This is a genomic window from Sneathiella sp. (assembly GCF_029233945.1).
In the GTDB taxonomy this organism is placed as follows: domain Bacteria; phylum Pseudomonadota; class Alphaproteobacteria; order Sneathiellales; family Sneathiellaceae; genus Sneathiella.
In genome coordinates, this window is sequence record NZ_JARGOQ010000046.1 from 1 (window position 1) to 16,229 (window position 16,229).

At 54.8% G+C, this 16,229-nt stretch carries 14 protein-coding genes; 2 read left to right on the top strand and 12 right to left on the bottom strand.

Going from position 1 to position 16,229, the window contains the following annotated elements; genetic code table 11:
* The 5 genes from P1U71_RS13810 to P1U71_RS13830 form a co-directional block, all read right to left on the bottom strand.
* A partial coding sequence (locus P1U71_RS13810; RefSeq protein ID WP_301106199.1) for a thioesterase family protein occupies window positions 1-420 on the bottom strand: 420 nt, incomplete at its 3' end.
* A 19-nt stretch (window positions 421-439) separates the two neighbouring features.
* Window positions 440-1,291 (bottom strand): dTDP-4-dehydrorhamnose reductase, encoded by an 852-nt coding sequence (gene rfbD, locus P1U71_RS13815; protein ID WP_301106200.1) that lies wholly within the window; start codon window positions 1,289-1,291, stop codon window positions 440-442.
* On the bottom strand, window positions 1,291-2,343 hold the full coding sequence (gene rfbB, locus P1U71_RS13820) for a dTDP-glucose 4,6-dehydratase (RefSeq protein ID WP_301106201.1): 1,053 nt from the start codon (window positions 2,341-2,343) through the stop codon (window positions 1,291-1,293). Before rfbB ends, rfbD begins: the two co-directional genes overlap by 1 nt.
* The gene (gene rfbC, locus P1U71_RS13825) at window positions 2,340-2,909 is read right to left on the bottom strand and encodes a dTDP-4-dehydrorhamnose 3,5-epimerase (RefSeq protein ID WP_301106202.1); all 570 of its coding nucleotides are present in this window, start codon (window positions 2,907-2,909) and stop codon (window positions 2,340-2,342) included. The genes rfbB and rfbC overlap by 4 nt, the downstream gene beginning before the upstream one ends.
* Window positions 2,910-2,963: 54 nt before the next feature.
* A complete protein-coding gene (locus tag P1U71_RS13830) occupies window positions 2,964-3,587 on the bottom strand; it encodes a hypothetical protein (RefSeq protein WP_301106203.1) in 624 nt (207 codons plus the stop codon).
* Window positions 3,588-3,995: 408 nt separating this feature from the next.
* Between P1U71_RS13830 and P1U71_RS13835 the strand changes: the two genes are divergently transcribed.
* A complete protein-coding gene (locus P1U71_RS13835) occupies window positions 3,996-4,622 on the top strand; it encodes a glutathione S-transferase family protein (RefSeq protein WP_301106204.1) in 627 nt (208 codons plus the stop codon).
* Window positions 4,623-4,628: 6 nt separating this feature from the next.
* Here P1U71_RS13835 and ettA read toward each other — a convergent pair whose 3' ends face one another.
* Entirely contained in the window at window positions 4,629-6,308 is a 1,680-nt protein-coding gene (gene ettA / locus P1U71_RS13840; protein ID WP_301106205.1) for an energy-dependent translational throttle protein EttA, read from the bottom strand.
* Window positions 6,309-6,547: 239 nt separating this feature from the next.
* On the opposite strand from ettA, the gene P1U71_RS13845 reads away from it, so the two are divergent.
* Entirely contained in the window at window positions 6,548-7,912 is a 1,365-nt protein-coding gene (locus tag P1U71_RS13845; RefSeq protein WP_301106206.1) for a hypothetical protein, read from the top strand.
* A gap of 40 nt (window positions 7,913-7,952) precedes the next feature.
* On the opposite strand, the gene P1U71_RS13850 is transcribed toward P1U71_RS13845, so the two are convergent.
* The 6 genes from P1U71_RS13850 to P1U71_RS13875 are packed head-to-tail and all read right to left on the bottom strand — an operon-like array spanning window position 7,953 to window position 16,197.
* Entirely contained in the window at window positions 7,953-8,918 is a 966-nt protein-coding gene (locus P1U71_RS13850) for an AEC family transporter (RefSeq protein WP_301106207.1), read from the bottom strand.
* A gap of 52 nt (window positions 8,919-8,970) precedes the next feature.
* Window positions 8,971-12,459, bottom strand: coding sequence for an indolepyruvate ferredoxin oxidoreductase family protein (locus P1U71_RS13855; RefSeq protein WP_301106208.1), 3,489 nt, complete (start codon window positions 12,457-12,459; stop codon window positions 8,971-8,973).
* A 48-nt stretch (window positions 12,460-12,507) separates the two neighbouring features.
* Window positions 12,508-13,203 carry an ABC transporter ATP-binding protein gene (locus tag P1U71_RS13860; RefSeq protein ID WP_301106209.1) on the bottom strand — a complete coding sequence of 232 codons (696 nt, stop codon included), beginning with the start codon at window positions 13,201-13,203 and terminating at the stop codon, window positions 12,508-12,510.
* The gene (locus tag P1U71_RS13865) at window positions 13,203-13,955 is read right to left on the bottom strand and encodes an ABC transporter ATP-binding protein (RefSeq protein ID WP_301106210.1); all 753 of its coding nucleotides are present in this window, start codon (window positions 13,953-13,955) and stop codon (window positions 13,203-13,205) included. Before P1U71_RS13865 ends, P1U71_RS13860 begins: the two co-directional genes overlap by 1 nt.
* Entirely contained in the window at window positions 13,952-15,250 is a 1,299-nt protein-coding gene (locus tag P1U71_RS13870; protein WP_301106211.1) for a branched-chain amino acid ABC transporter permease, read from the bottom strand. The genes P1U71_RS13865 and P1U71_RS13870 overlap by 4 nt, the downstream gene beginning before the upstream one ends.
* Window positions 15,247-16,197, bottom strand: a complete 951-nt coding sequence (locus tag P1U71_RS13875) for a branched-chain amino acid ABC transporter permease (RefSeq protein WP_301106212.1) — start codon at window positions 16,195-16,197, stop codon at window positions 15,247-15,249. Before P1U71_RS13875 ends, P1U71_RS13870 begins: the two co-directional genes overlap by 4 nt.
* Between the last annotated feature and the right edge of the window lie 32 nt (window positions 16,198-16,229).

Consider the following 16,229-nt stretch of genomic DNA (forward strand, 5'->3'; position numbering starts at 1 on the left):
CTCGAACTTCTCAAACATTCCGCGGATATCATCTCCGACGGGTTCGGTTTTATGGGTGGTCTGGTTGGTGTTGACCCAGACAATCTCGCCGGTGCAATAGCGGGTATCTTCGCTCTTTGCAAATATGGCAAGTTCGAAGGTAACGGAAGTCCGGCCGATCTTCGCAACCCGGCAACCAACGTCCAGCTCAGCATCAAACAGGATCGGCTTCTCATAGAGAACCAGGGATTTCACAAGATGAAAATCAAGGCCGGTGCGTTTGACATACCCCGAATAATCAAAGCCCAGATGGCGAAACAGTTCCGTTATGGTCGTGTCGAAATAGGTCAGGTAATGGGCATTAAAAACAACACCCTGCCCGTCAATTTCGGAATAGCGCACGCGAAAGGGGTGAAAGAAACGAAATTTCTGACGGGCCATGGGGGTTCCTTATTCAGTATTATTGTCCCAACAACCCCGATAATGCCTTTTGCCAGTCCGGTTGGTCAATGCCGAAAACCCGGCTGATTTTACTGCAATCAAGGACGGAGTTTTTTGGCCGTTCCGCCGGAACAGGATAGTCTTCCGTCGGGATGGGATTGAGCTTGGGCACCTCTGGACAACGGGCAAAAATAGCTTTTGCAAATCCATACCAGGTAATGGCAGGCGCACCGCAATAATGGAAAGTTCCCCAGGATTGAAACCCTGTCTCCTGCACATCTTTTGCTATCTTCAGGAGGCTTGCGGCAATATCATCCGCCGCCGTCGGTCCGCCGGTCTGGTCATCAACGATATTGAGTTCCTTATGACTTTTCGCGAGACGGAGCATGGTATTCACGAAATTCTGCGCGCCGCCGAAGACCCATGCCGTCCGCAAGATAATATATTTATGGGAGACTGACGCAACGCGGGCCTCGCCTTCGGCTTTACTTTTACCATAAACGCTCAAGGGTGCGACAGCATCCTCTTCCAGATACGCGCCAGCTTTTTTGCCATCAAAGACAAAATCCGTTGAAATATGGAGAAGCGGAATATCGCCCGCTGCGCAGGCAAGAGCAAGATTTTCCGCGCCCTCGGCATTGGCGGCAAAGGCCGCGTCAATTTCCTCTTCCGCCTTGTCCACCGCTGTATAGGCCGCAGCGTTGATCACCACGTCAGGAGAGAGATCGCGAACCCTCTCCCGAACGGCGGACTTATCCGTAATATCAAGCGCCTGACGGTCAAGCGCGACAATATCAATCCCGTGTGGAGGCGCAAGTTTCTGAAGCGCCTGTCCCACCTGACCACCAGCGCCCGTAACCAGTATTTTCATCAGCCGTTTGTTCCCAGGCCAAGGCGTTCCTGAGTATAATCCGCAGCGACGGCCTTCACCCAATCGAGATTTTCAAGATACCAGTCGACGGTTTTTTCAAGGCCGGTTTCCAGGTTTAATGATTGAGACCAACCAAGTTCCGCCTCAATTTTTGAACAGTCCACCGCATAGCGGGCATCATGGCCCGGCCGGTCGGTGACAAAACGGATCAGGTCCTCATGCGGCGCCTTTTCCGGGAATTTCTTGTCCATGATCCGGCAGATGCTCCGTACCATGTCGATATTTGTTTGCTCGGCCCGGCCGCCAATCATATAGGTCTCTCCGATCTTGCCAGAGGCGACAACCTGCTGCAGGGCGGCAGCATGATCCTCGACATAGAGCCAGTCACGGATGTTCTCTCCCTTGCCGTATACCGGGAGCTCCTTGCCTTTCAGGCAATTGAGGATAATCACCGGCAGGAGTTTCTCGGGGAACTGATAAGGGCCATAATTATTGGAGCAATTAGTCACCAGTACCGGCAGGCCATAGGTGCGATGCCAGGCCCGCGCCAGATGGTCGGAGCCTGCCTTGCTCGCGGAATAGGGAGAATTGGGATCATAGGGGCTGGTTTCAGAAAACTGCCCTTCCGCACCGAGTTCTCCGTAAACCTCATCCGTCGAGACATGCAGGAAACGAAAGTCATCTTTTTCCGCGCCGTCCAATGCACGCCAGTATTGATAGGCCGCGTCCAGCATGGTGAAGGTACCCACGAGATTGGTCTGCACAAAGTCCGCCGGCCCATCGATCGACCGATCCACATGGGACTCCGCCGCCAGATGATAAACGGCGCTTGGCTTGTACTTGCTGAACAGTTCGCCAATGCCATCGCGGTCACAGATGTCGGTTTGTGAGAAGTGATAATGCGGGCTGTTGCTCGCAGGTTTCAGGCTTTCGAGCGACCCGGCATAGGTCAGCTTGTCGATAATCAGAACATCTTCCTGGCCCTGCTTGATCAGATCGCGGGCAAGGGCGGAACCGATAAAGCCCGCCCCCCCTGTGACAAAAACAGTCATCTGGTTTCCTTGAATTCGAATAATCTTGTCTGATCTTTTAATAACGGCAAAATCTTATCTTTTTCTGAAAGAATCGCCTTTTCCGCCGAAATTGACCAATTAATATTCAAATCTGGATCGTTCCAGAATATGCCGCAGTCATGCTCCGGGCTGTAATAGTCGGTCACCTTGTAGACAATTTCCGTATCCGGCTTCAACGTGCAGTATCCATGGGCGAATCCAGCCGGCACCCAAAGCTGACGCCAGTTTTCCTCCGATAGCTCCACGGTCACATGCTGGCCGAATGTCGGGGAACCGACACGGATATCCACCGCCACATCGACAACGGCCCCGCGCAGAACCCGCACCAGTTTTCCCTGTGCCTTTGGTGCCAGTTGATAATGCAGCCCTCGCACGACCCCCGCCTCGGCGTTATAAGCATGATTATCCTGCACAAAATCCAGGTCCAGTCCCGCGTCTTTCAGCGTCCGCGCATTCCAGACTTCCGAGAAAAACCCCCTGTCATCCCCGAACTTCTTCGGGCACAGGATCTTTACATCCGCAATTGCCGTTTCTTCAATCTGCATGCTTAATCATGTCCTTAACACTACGTCACCGATAAATCCGGTACACCGTCATTACTACTTTTTGTTATAAAGTAAACAATCAGGATAGCTAACCGTAAAAACGGTGCTTTCAGTAACTTCTTTATCGAATATAAAATCGATCTGATATTTAAAAACCGCCCCCACTGTTACTGCCGCAAGCGGTGTCTTGCCTGTACAGCTCTTCGCAAGGATCCGCCCCTTAAAATTTTGCGGCCAATATTTGCTTTGCTTTATGGTATTTTTTTGTTCTTTCGCCATTATAAACATCAACATAAGACCTTCCGCCTGTATATCGGTGGATTTGAGGGACATTTTATCCAAATCCGGCGGTTCATACTTGGCGGCGGCCAATTGAAAGGACCCCATGACCCGCTCAATCAGACGCACATCAACACGATCACCATTCGGCCAGTAGCGGACTTTGTTATACCGCGCATCGATGGCTTTCTGGTTGACCAGCGGCAGGTCGCTCGCCACACAAAACCCCTTATCCATCTTGTTGAATGCTGTTTTTGCGCCTTTTCCCCCAACGATCATCATTCGAAATTCATAGTCAAATCCTTTATTGAGCAGAAATCGAACATCTGGGTCACCGCAAGCATTGCGACTTAAATCATCGATATAGTTGCTCGCGACATTCTCGCGGACCGCAGCCATCAAATCAGGCCTATCAAGCTGGTCAAGCCGATAGATAAAATGATCCAGAATTTGTTTTTCAGCTATCTCACGAAATGTGAAATCCAGTCCGGGCGGTGTCTCCTCAAATGTCTTGTTTTGCGTCTTTGCATAAACACGCTCCGCCGCCGAACGCTCTTCCGGGTCTGTGGGCCAGACATTATCCGCCGTTTGCCGCATATTGCCTGTGCAGGCGGCCAGACCCATCATCATGATCAGGCATATAAACGCTTTCATGTCGCCTCTGCTGTTAGGGGCATGACGCATAGTATAGAAGTCTTTTCCGTTTCTTCATCCATAAATTGCCGCAGACCTCATCACCAATAAATTAGTCCCTTTTTATGAACTTACCGGGTAAGATCGCCAAAAAACAGATTGCAAGGACAGGACATGCTGAAACTTTATTATAATGCCGGATCAATCGCGCTGGCCTCTCATATTGCACTTGAAGAAAGTGGTGCAGATTATGAGGCGATAAAGCTTAATCACGCGATTATGGAGCATACCAAGCCCGAATATCTCGCCATCAATCCGAAAGGACGCGTGCCGTCATTGATAACGGATCGGGGCATCCTCACAGAGACACCGGCCATATTGCTCTATATTGCGCAAGAATATGGCGCGTCCGTCTTCCCGCCGCCCGAAGACCCATATGACCTTGCGCAGCTTCAGTCCGTCAACAGCTATCTCTGCTCCACCGTTCATGTCAATCATGCCCACCGTATGCGCGGGAAACGCTGGGTCGATGAGCAAAACACTGCGGCGATCGAGGCGATAGCAAGCAAGGTCAAAAGCAATATGGAAGACTGCTTTCACCTGATCGAGGAGGAGATGTTTATCGGCCCCTGGATCATGGGCGCGGATTTCAGCATCGCCGATCCCTACTTGTTCACCATTACCCAATGGATGGAGGGCGACAGCGTTGACCCTGCAGACTTCCCCAAGCTGCTGGCTCATCGTAAGGCCATGCTCGCCCGCCCCGCCGTCGCGCGGGTCGTGGCCGAACATGCCGCCTAAGCGCCGTTACCGCGCGATCGGTTTGTATTTGATGCGGTGGGGTTCGGTGGCGTCCTTGCCGAGGCGCTTGCGCTTGTCTTCCTCGTAAGCCTCGAAGTTGCCTTCGAACCATTCCACATGGCTGTCGCCCTCATAGGCGAGCATATGGGTGGCGATGCGGTCGAGGAACCAGCGATCATGGCTGATGACCACGGCGCAACCGGCGAACTGCAGGAGCGCCTCCTCCAGCGCCCGGAGCGTATCGACGTCAAGATCGTTGGTCGGTTCGTCGAGCAGCAGGAAGTTCGAGCCGGATTTCAGCATCTTCGCAAGGTTGACGCGGTTGCGCTCACCGCCGGACAGCTGCCCGACCTTCTTCTGCTGATCCGAGCCCTTGAAATTGAAGCCCGACACATACGCGCGGCTGTTGATCTCCTTCTTGCCGAGCGAAATCACTTCGTTCCCCTCGGAGATTTCCTCCCACACATTCTTGTTCGGATCCAGTGTGTCGCGGTCCTGATCGACATAGCCGAGCTGCACCGTCGGGCCGACCTTGAAGCTGCCGTTATCGGGCTTTTCCTGCCCCGTCAGGAGCTTGAACAGCGTCGTCTTACCGGCACCGTTCGGGCCGATCACGCCAACAATCGCCCCCGCCGGGAGCTTGAAATCCAGCCCCTCGATCAGCAATTTATCGCCGAACGCCTTGGAGACATTCTCCGCCTCGACCACCAGATCACCGAGCCGCTGTCCGGCCGGGATGTAAATCTGCATGGCGTCCGCCTGCTTGGAATTCTGTTCGGCCAGCAAATCCTCATAGGCACTGATACGCGCCTTCGATTTCGACTGGCGTCCCTTCGGTCCCTGACGGATCCATTCGAGTTCGCGATCGAGGGTTTTGCGCCGCGCATCCTCGGATTTTCCTTCCTGCGCGAGGCGTTTCTCCTTCTGCTCCAGCCAGCTTGAATAGTTGCCTTCCCACGGGATGCCATGGCCGCGATCGAGCTCCAAAATCCAGCCTGCGACATTATCAAGGAAATAGCGGTCATGGGTGACGGCCACGACGGTGCCGGAATAATCATGGAGGAAGCGTTCGAGCCAGGCAACGCTCTCCGCATCGAGATGGTTGGTCGGCTCATCGAGGAGGAGCATATCCGGCTGTGACAGCAGCAAGCGACAGAGCGCGACGCGGCGACGCTCCCCGCCCGATAGCTTGGTGACATCGGCGTCGCCCGCCGGGCAACGGAGCGCATCCATGGCAATCTCCACCTCGCGGTCAAGATCCCAAAGGTTCTGCGCGTCGATCTGCTCCTGCAGCTCTCCCTGCTCGGCGATCAGCTCGTTCATCTCGTCATCGGTGAGGTCTTCCGCAAAGCGGGCCGAGACCTCGTTGAACTTGTCGAGCAGCGCCTTCTTCTCATGCACTCCGTCCATGACATTGCCGAGCACGTCCTTTGCGGCATCCAGCTCCGGCTCCTGTTGCAGATAGCCGACCTTGACCCCGTCGGCGGCCCAGGCCTCCCCGGTAAATTCCGTCTCGACCCCGGCCATGATTTTCAGCAGCGTCGATTTACCCGAGCCGTTCAAACCCAGCACACCGATCTTCGCGCCCGGGAAGAAGGAAAGCCGGATGTCTTTCAGAACCTGCTTGCCGCCCGGATAGGTCTTCGACAGACCATTCATCACATAAATATACTGATAAGACGCCATAGGGATGTCCGCTCCTGCTCCACAAATTTTCCGCTGCGCCCCTTTTACCGAAGGGACGGCGGGAACGCAATTGTTGTGATGGCAGCGGGATTGTGATTTTATTGATTGAAGTTGAAAAGAAAAGTAAGCTTTGCTCGCAAAACAGGGGAATCGAGGGCAAACGTCAATCCTCGATAATATTTTTTCAACTTTTCCAATTGGTTTAAGTAAAAAAATCAGAATTATACTGGGGGGATTCAATGAGCGACAGACCTGACTTTTTAACCAGCGGGGACGAGGCGCGCCTATTCCCTATTCTAGCCGAAACAAGCAAAGAAAAGCGCGTCGCCTCTATTTTTCTCGCCGTACTCACCCAAATCCCGGCATTAGCGGAAGAAATTTTGAAAACCGCAGGTATTCGCGTTGGCCAAAGGACAAAAATTAATGCCTATACAGAAGTTGTTCTCCGAGGCGAAACAGACAGCAAATGCCGACCCGATGGATTGATAGTTGTCAGTACGGGTCGAGGTGTCTGGACCGCTCTGGTTGAAGCAAAAATTGGAAAAGCGAAACTCGATGCCTCCCAGGTACAGCGCTATCTGGATCTTGCAAAGGCAAACAAGATTGACAGTGTGATCACAATATCCAACGAATTCGTCGCCCGCGCCGATTTATCACCAATTTCTTTGCCTAGAAGAGAGCTCAACAAGGCCGATTTGTATCATTGGTCTTGGTCGTGGTTGGCAACAACATGCGAAATCCTTAACTATCAAAACTCCGTGGACGATTCAGAGCAGAAATATCTATTGAAACAATTCAACCACTTTTTGGCTCACCCGGCGACAGGGGTGGAAAGGTTTACCCAAATGGGAAGCCATTGGAAAGATGTTGTCCAAGCCGTCTCAAACAATGACGCATTGCAAAAGAATGCGCCAGAAATAGAAGAAGCCGTTATTAGCTGGTTTGCAGAAGAACGGGACCTCTGCCTACACATGTGCAGTCATGTTGGTCGAGAAGTATCGGCAACAATCGACCGAAAGCTTATCGACGATCCTTCCGCGAGGATAAAACAGGGTATTTCTGATTTGGTTGAAACGCAGACTTTGACATCCTCCATCAGAGTGCCGGATTGTGCATCCGATATTACAGTAACTGCGGATATCGCGAGAAGAACGGTTTCCGCCTCCATGACGCTAAAGGCCCCCGGAGATAAAGTATCAACAGGGGCACGTGTCAACTGGGTTCTTCGAATGTTGAAAGAAGATGATGAGCGACTGCTTTTAAGAGCGTTATGGCCCGGCAGAGCAGCCCCGACTACGAAGGAAGTTGCCAGCCTTCGGACTGATCCAACTTTGATTCAGAATGACAATCCCAGTTCAGCTCCACGTGGCTTTGAAGTGCTAATCGTAGAACGCCTTGGCCCCCGCTTCACGGGTCGAAAGACATTCATTGAAGGCCTCGAACGTATTGTTCAGGAGTTTTACGACTTGGTTAGTGTAAACCTGAAAACCTGGCAAGCCCCACCTCCGAAACCTGTCAAATCACGTGATGCCCCTGACCCTGGCGAAATTGAGGAATCTGAACTTGGCCCTGCAGGCGCACTTCCTCAAGAACAGGCGAATTAAGGTTTTTATTCAGATTAAAGCAACTGGGATTATTGCCTACTCACCCCGCAAATAAATCCGCCGGCATTAGGCCTGTTGTCATGGCGTAGAGCAGCAGCGTGACGGTCAGCACAGACAGCATCGTGCTGAGCAGGATGGTGGCGGAGGCGCGTTCGACCCAGACGCCATATTGCTGGGCGATGACGAAGACGTTCGTCGCCGTCGGCAGCGCCGCGAGCAGCACCGCCGTATAGACCCAGATCGGATCGAAATCGCCGAAGAAGCTTAAACTCAGATACATGGCGACCGGGTGCACCACGAGGTTGAAGGGGATGATGAAGGAAAGCTCCCCCGGGATGCGCTTCAACGGCCGGAGCGCGAGCGTCACCCCCATGGCGAAGAGGGCGCAGGGCGCGGCGGCCTGCGCGAGATAGTCGATCAGCCGTTCGATCGGCAGCGGCGGCGTGAACTCAATAATCGCCGCCGCGACGCCAACGATGGTGGCGATGATAAAGGGATGCAGGAAGACTTTTTTGGCGATCTGCCCGAGCAGGGCACCGATATGCCGCTCCTTCCCGCCCGAAAGCGCCATCATGGTTGGCGCGACGATAAAATGCAGCACATTCTCGAAACAGAAGATAAGCGCGAGCGGGACGGCGGCCTCCTCCCCGAAGGTGAGCAGCGCGATCCCCGGCCCCATATAGCCGATATTGCCATAAGCGCCCGCGAGGCCCTGAATGGTCGCCTCCGCCGTTGTCGCCTTCACCACCAGCCGGGCAATGGCATAGACAACGAGGAAAATCACGAAGGTGGTCGAGATATTGGTGGTGATGAATTCCCAGCTTGTGAGTTTCTCGATCGGCGTTTTCGAGAGCAGCTTGAAGAACAGGCAGGGCAGCGCAACATAGATGATAAAGGTGTTGAGCCAACCCATGGCCTCGGTCGGCTGACGGGTGATGCGCGCCGTGAGATAACCGAGCAGGATCAGCCCGAACAGGGGAAAGACAAGCCCGGCGATTTCAGCCATTCAACGCTACCCTCGTGATACTTTTCAATCCCTGACTAGCCGCACCCGCCGCCTATTCCGCCGCGAGTGTTTCGACATCGCCTTTTTCGAAGCGATCGAGCAGGCTTTCCCGCTCGGCTTTGGCCGTCTTGAGATGCTGTTCCTTCACATGGCCGTAGCCGCGGATATGTTCCGGCACCGAGGCAATCTCGACGGCAAGGGCCAGGTTTTCTGATGTCAGCTTGCCGGCGATATCCGTCATGGTGTCGGCATATTCCGTGATCAGGGCCCGCTCCGCTTTTCGTTCCTCCGTCTTGCCGAAGGGATCGAGCGGGGTGCCGCGTAAGGATTTGAACTTCGCCAGCAGGCTGAACGCCTTCATCATCCAGGGGCCGAATTCCTGCTTGATCAGATGGCCGTTTTCCGGGTTTCTTTTCGCGAAAATCGGTGGAGCGAGATGGAACTTGAGCTTGAAGTCTCCCTCGAACTGGTTGTTCAGTTTTTTCGCAAAACTGCCGTCCGTATAGAGCCGTGCGACCTCATATTCATCCTTATAGGCCATCAGCTTGAAGTAATAACGCGCCACCGCCTCGGTCAGGGCCGTGGAGCCGGGCTGAGCCGCTGCCTCCGCCTTGCCAACCGTTTCGATCAGCTTCAGATAGCGTTTGGCGTAGCGGCTATTCTGATAATTTTTCAGGAAGTCACTGCGTTTTTCAATCGTACTGTCCAGCGTTTCAATCTCGATGACATCGGCAGATGCTTCGGGAAGCGCGATCTGCTCTACCTGTTTCCGGCTGGCGGCGGCCTTGCGACCCCAGGCGAAGCTCCGCTTGTTGGCCTCAACCGCGATGCCGTTAAGTTCAATGGCGGTTTCAATGGAATGGAGCGAGAGCGGAATGGTGCCTTGCTGAAACGCATAGCCCAATAGGAACAGGTTCGCCGCGATGGAATCGCCCATCAGGGCCGTCGCGAGCGTTGTGCTGTCGATGAACTCCGCCTGCTCCCGGCCGAGGCTCTCACTTAAGAGGCCGGTCAGGCTATCGCGGTCCATGGCGAGATCGGGGGTCAGCGTGAAAGCGGCGACCGGCACCACATAGTCGTTGATGATCGCCTTGGTGCGACCCAGATCGTAGGTTTGCAAGGCGTCCTTGCTGGCAGCCACGACCAGATCGCAGCCGACAACCACGTCGCTCTGGCGGTTCGGGATACGGGTTCCCGCAAGCTCGCCCGCGGAATTGGCGATGCGGACATGGCTCATCACCGCGCCGTTCTTCTGCGCGAGCCCCGTCTGATCGAGGATCGAGGCGCCCTTCCCTTCCACATGCGCCGCCATACCAAGCAATGCGCCGACGGTAATCACGCCGGTGCCGCCGATGCCGGTCACCAGAATGTTATAGGTGCCGTCAATGGCCGGAACCGCCGGTTCGGGCAAGCCCGCCGCCGGGTTCATCATATCAATCTCGCTGGAGGTGACTTCCCTCTTCTCCGGCTTTTTAAGGCCGCCGCCTTCGACGGTGACAAAGCTCGGGCAGAAGCCCTTCACGCAGGAGAAATCCTTGTTGCAGCTCGACTGGTCAATGACGCGCTTGCGGCCGAACTCGGTCTCCAGCGGTTTTACTGACACGCAGTTGGAAACAACGCCGCAATCGCCACAGCCTTCGCAGACCGCCTCGTTGATAAAGGCGCGCTTTGCCGGATCGGGGAAGGTGCCGCGCTTGCGTCGGCGGCGTTTTTCGGCGGCGCAGGTCTGGTCATAGATCAGCGCCGTTACGCCCTCAACTTCACGCAAATCCCGCTGAACCTTGTCGAGATCGTCGCGGTGGAAAATCTTGACGCCCGGCGCCCATTTCGTGTCGCTCGCGTATTTATCCGGCTCATCGGTGACGACGACGACCTGCTTGACCCCTTCCGCATGGACCTGCTGACTGATCAGCCAGGGCGAGAGCGGCCCGTCGAAGGGCTGCCCGCCGGTCATGGCAACGGCATCATTGAACAGGATCTTGTAGGTGATATTCACATTCGCCGCACAGGCCGCCCGGATGGCGAGCAGGCCCGAATGATAATAGGTTCCGTCCCCAAGATTCTGGAAAATATGCTTTTCATTGGTGAAGGGAGACTGGCCAATCCAGTTGGCTCCCTCCGCGCCCATATGGGTATATGTTTCGGTGCGCCGGTTGGGCATGTAGACCGCCATCGTATGACAGCCGATCCCGGCCATCGCACGACTACCCTCCGGCACGTTGGTGGAAGAATTATGCGGACAGCCCGAGCAAAACCACGGCGAGCGGGTGACCGGCGCGGCAGGCATGGCATTACCGTCCTCGCGCGCCTCGGCAACGCTGATCCCTTCCAGCACATCTTCCGAGATATCCCGGAGTTTCAGGCGGGACGCAATCGCCCGGGCAACCAGCGCCGGGGTCAATTCTCCATCTGAAGGGAGCAACGGCTCTCCTTCCTCGTCTTCCTTGCCGACCAGCATCGGATGCGCTTCCATCCCGTAGAGGATTTTGGCGATCTGATCCTCGATCAGGCTGCGCTTTTCCTCGATGACCAGGATTTCATCAAGGCCGACAGCGAATTCCACCAGCCCTTCCGGTTCCAGCGGCCAGGGACAGGCGACCTTGTAGACGGAGAGGCCGATTTCCTCGATCTCCTTTTCATGGATACCAAGATCGCCAAGCGCCTGTTCCACATCCAGCCAGGATTTGCCGGTGGTGACAATACCGAAGCGGCGCTCGCTTGAATCAGTGGTAATTTTATCGAGCCGGTTGGCGCGCACGAAGGCCTTGATCATCGGCAGTTTGTGTCGCATCAGGCGTGTTTCCTGCGCCAGCGAATTATCAGGCCAGCGAATATGCACGCCATCTTCCGGCGGCTCGATATCGCCCGGGATAACGATTTCCACCCGGTCCGGTCCGACATAAGCCGTGGCGGAACTTTCCACCGTATCGGTCAGGCATTTCATGCCCACCCATGCGCCGCTGTAGCGGGACATCGCAATGCCATAAAGGCCATAATCGAGGTATTCCTGCACGGTTGCGGGGTTGAGAACCGGGATCATCGCCGCCATCAGGGATTGCTCGCTCTGATGCGCGACGGTTGAGGATTTCGCCATGTGGTCGTCACCCATCAGGACGAGGACACCGCCATTCTCCGACGTGCCCGCCATATTGCCATGCTTGAACACGTCACCGGACCGGTCAACGCCCGGCCCCTTGCCGTACCAGATGCCGAACACGCCATCGAAATCGGTCTTGCCGAACATGGGAAGCTGCTGCGTGCCCCAGATGCTGGTCGCGGCCAGATCCTCGTTCACACCCGGCTGAAAGTGAATATCGTTGTTTTTAAGGAAGGGTTTTGCTTTCCACAGGGTCTGGTCATACAAACCCAGCGGCGAGCCGCGATAGCCAGAAATAAATCCGCCGGTTTTGAGGCCCGCCGCCGCATCACGCTGTCGCTGCATAATCGGAATGCGCACAAGCGCCTGCGTACCGGTAATAAACACCTGCCCGCTTTCAAGCTCATATTTGTCATCAAGACTGATGTTAGCCGCTTCACTCATTTTTCTTATTCTCCCGCGCCCCGGGATCATTTTGTCAAATGGAGCCGCCTAGACCTCCAGCCACTCTTTGCGGACCTGCTCATTGGCCTTTAACTCATCCGGGGTTCCTTCATATACCATATGCCCATGCCCCATGACATACAAGCGGTGAGATATCCGCAAGGCAATCGCAAGTTTCTGTTCGACAAGCAGGATGGAAACACCGCGCTTGGCAATTTCACTGAGCAGATCCCCCACCTGCGCGACAATCTTGGGCGCGAGCCCCTCTGTCGGCTCATCAATCATGACCAGGTCCGGGTCCCCCATCAGCGTCCGGCACATGGTCAGCATCTGTTGCTCCCCGCCCGACAGCACACCGGCGTCAACATCGGCGCGCTCCCGCAAGTTCGGGAACATCTTGAACATGTCCTCCATTGCCCAACGGCCCTGCTTCTTCATGTTCTTGATGCCCATGATCAGGTTTTGACGTACCGTCATGCCCGGAAAGACATCCCGGTTTTCGGGCACATATCCAAGGCCAAGATGAGCGATTTCATGCTCCTTCAGGCCGGAAATTTCCTGACCCCGAAACTTGATTGACCCATGCGGCGGCACTTCGCCCATGATCGACTTGATCGTCGTCGAGCGACCCACACCATTCCGGCCAAGAAGCGAGACAATCTCTCCCTCCCCAACGCTGAAGTTTACGCCCTGCAGGATATGGCTTTTGCCATAGAAGGCATGTAAATCTGTTACTTCAAGCATCACTCTTCTGCCTCCGCGCCGAGGTAGGCTTCCTGTACCGCCTTGGAATTCCTGATATTTTCCGGTGTATCACTGGCAATAATTTCGCCGTAAACCAGCACGGAAATCCGATCCGCCAGATCGAAGACAACGCCCATGTCATGCTCCACCATGACCAGCGTTTTCCCCACCGTGATCTTGCGGATCAACGCAATTGCCTGATCCGTTTCGCTATGGCTCATGCCGGCTGTCGGCTCATCGAGCATAATGACATCCGCGCCGCCCGCCGCCGCGATCCCGATCTCCAGCGCCCGCTGCTCCGCATAGGTCAAAACACCCGCCGGGATATGCTGACGGGACGTCAGGCCGATTTCCTCGATCACCTCTGCGGTTCTCTCGTTCAGTTCGCGCTGCCTATCAACCAGATGCCAGAAGGAATATTTATAATCCTTCACCCACATCAGGCCGCAACGGACATTCTCGAACACGCTCATATTCGGGAAAATATTGGTGACCTGAAAGCTCCGGGAGAGACCTTTTCGGTATATTTCAAAAGGCGGCAGGTTGCTGATATTTTCGCCATGCAGCTTAACCGAACCGCCACTGACGTTATACCGACCACTGATGAGATGAAACAACGTGGATTTTCCGGCGCCGTTGGGGCCGATAATCGCATGCCGCTCTCCCTCTTCGATTGTCAGGTTAACGCCGCGGATAATTTCTGTCGGACCGAAACTCTTTCGCAGATCCTGAAGTTCGATTGCCGACGTCATGATCCCGATCCTTCCGTCTGGGCCGGCGGTTTATTTGCCGTCTCCCACGCATCTCTGAGTTGGCGCAGCTGCATGCGGGTTAGAAAACCCCCGACAAATACCAGAGCCAGGATAACAATCCAGGAGACAACGCCATGACTATCGAATTCGATGCCCATCAGGCTCATCAGGGTATCCCCTTCAAAAGCCGTGCGGACATGGTGGATGGTTTCCAGAAAGGCCGCAATACCCGCCAGCATGGCAAGCGCCGGAATCCCGATCCGTATGTACGGCAGGATAAGCGAGCCGAGCCGCTTCATCCGCCATGCCGCCGAATGCATCACGATGATGCCGGTCAGGCCCTGCGGCACATACATGACCGTCAGCACAAAGAGAATGCCGACATAAAGCTGCCAGATATCCGTGTAGTTGCTGAGGATACTTTGTAAAAGCGTAAATAATACCGCACCGACGATCGGGCCGATAAAGAACCCGACCCCGCCGATATAGGCCATCAACAAGACCGTGCCGGAGGTGAGTGCATTCAGGTTCTCTTCCGTCACGATCTCAAAATTAAGGGCGAACAAGCCACCCGCAATTCCGGCGAAAAAGCCCGATGCACAGAAGGAAACAAATCTTACTTTTCGCTGGCTGTAACCTACAAACTCCGCCCGCTCCGCATTATCGCGAACTGCATTGGCCATCCGCCCGGCCGGTGTGCGCGAGAACAGATACATCAGCGTGACGGTCACAAAGACCCAGGCGGCAATCAGGTAATAGATATGGATGTCCTGACCGAAATTGATCCCCGCCAGTTCCGGGCCGGTGGTACGATCCCCGCTCACCCCTTCTTCACCACCGAAGAAGGCAACGAAGATGAGGGAACTTGACGCCATCAACTCCCCGACGCCGAGTGAAATCATTGCAAATACCGTCCCCGCCCGCCGGGTCGAGAAGCTGCCGATTATAATACCGAAAACCAGCCCGATCAGCCCGCCGAATATAGGGATCAGATACATCGGGAAGACGAATGCGCCATCCTCTATATAGTTCATGAAATGAACCGACATGAAGCCACCAAGACCGAAATAGACGGCATGGCCGAAGGACAGCATCCCTCCCTGCCCGAGCAGCATGTTGTAGGACAGGGCGAAAATAATGAAAATCCCCATCAGGTTCATCGTATAGAGTCCGGAATTTGACGAAAAGATGTTCGGCAATGCCAGCAGCAGGATCAGGAAACCAATCCAGGGGGTCAGGGTCTTCAGCAGAGGTCGGCTCGCTGCTGACGACGAGGTTTTTGCAATTTCACTCATGTTTCACGATTCCCGAACAGGCCCGTCGGGCGGAAAATAAGGATCAGGACCAGCAACAGATAGGGCAATATCGGCGCGATCTGCGGCAAGGACAGCGTCCAGAGATCGCGGAACGCGCTATCCGCGTCGAACGAGATGTTAAAAAGCTGCAGCAAGTCATTCACCGAATAATCAAGCGCAATCGCAAAAGTCTGCAAGAGCCCGATCAGCAGCGAGGCGACAAAGGCCCCGGTAAGCGATCCAAGCCCGCCAACGACAACAATCACAAAAACAATACTGCCGAGCACGACCGCCATGCCGGGAAATGTTCCGAGCGCAGGTCCCGCGATGACACCGGCCAGACCGGCTAGCGCACAACCAACGCCAAACACTCCCATAAAGACCAGCGGTACATTATGACCGAGCATGGCCGTCATGTTCGGTTTGTGAATAGCCGCCTGAATGATCAGCCCGACACGGGACCGCGTCAGGATGAGGAGGAGCATAATAAAGATACCGATCGAGACCAGCAGCATGAAGGCCTTGTAGGCCGGGAAATTCTGCCCGAAAAAGGTAAAGAGCGGGAATTGCAGGATTTCTGGCTCATGATAGGCCTTGGTATCCTTGCCCCAGATGAACTGCACCACTTCCTCGATCAGGAAGGCCAGACCAAAGGTAAAGATCAACTCCGCCACATGGCCCCAGCGATGGACATAACGCAGGCCATATCGCTCGACAACAGCCCCCATTAATCCGACGAGGATAGGCGCCACTATCAGCCCGACCCAGAAGCCGAGATACATACTGATGGTATAGGCGACATAAGCACCCAGCATATAGAAGCTGGCGTGGGCGAAGTTAAGCACCCCCATCATTGAGAAAATGAGCGTCAGGCCGCTCGCCAGCATAAACAGCAGCAATCCGGTTACGATGCCGTTTAGCAGGGAAAAGAAGATCAATTCAAACATCGGTTGAATCTCTTTCTCGCACGGTGGAATAT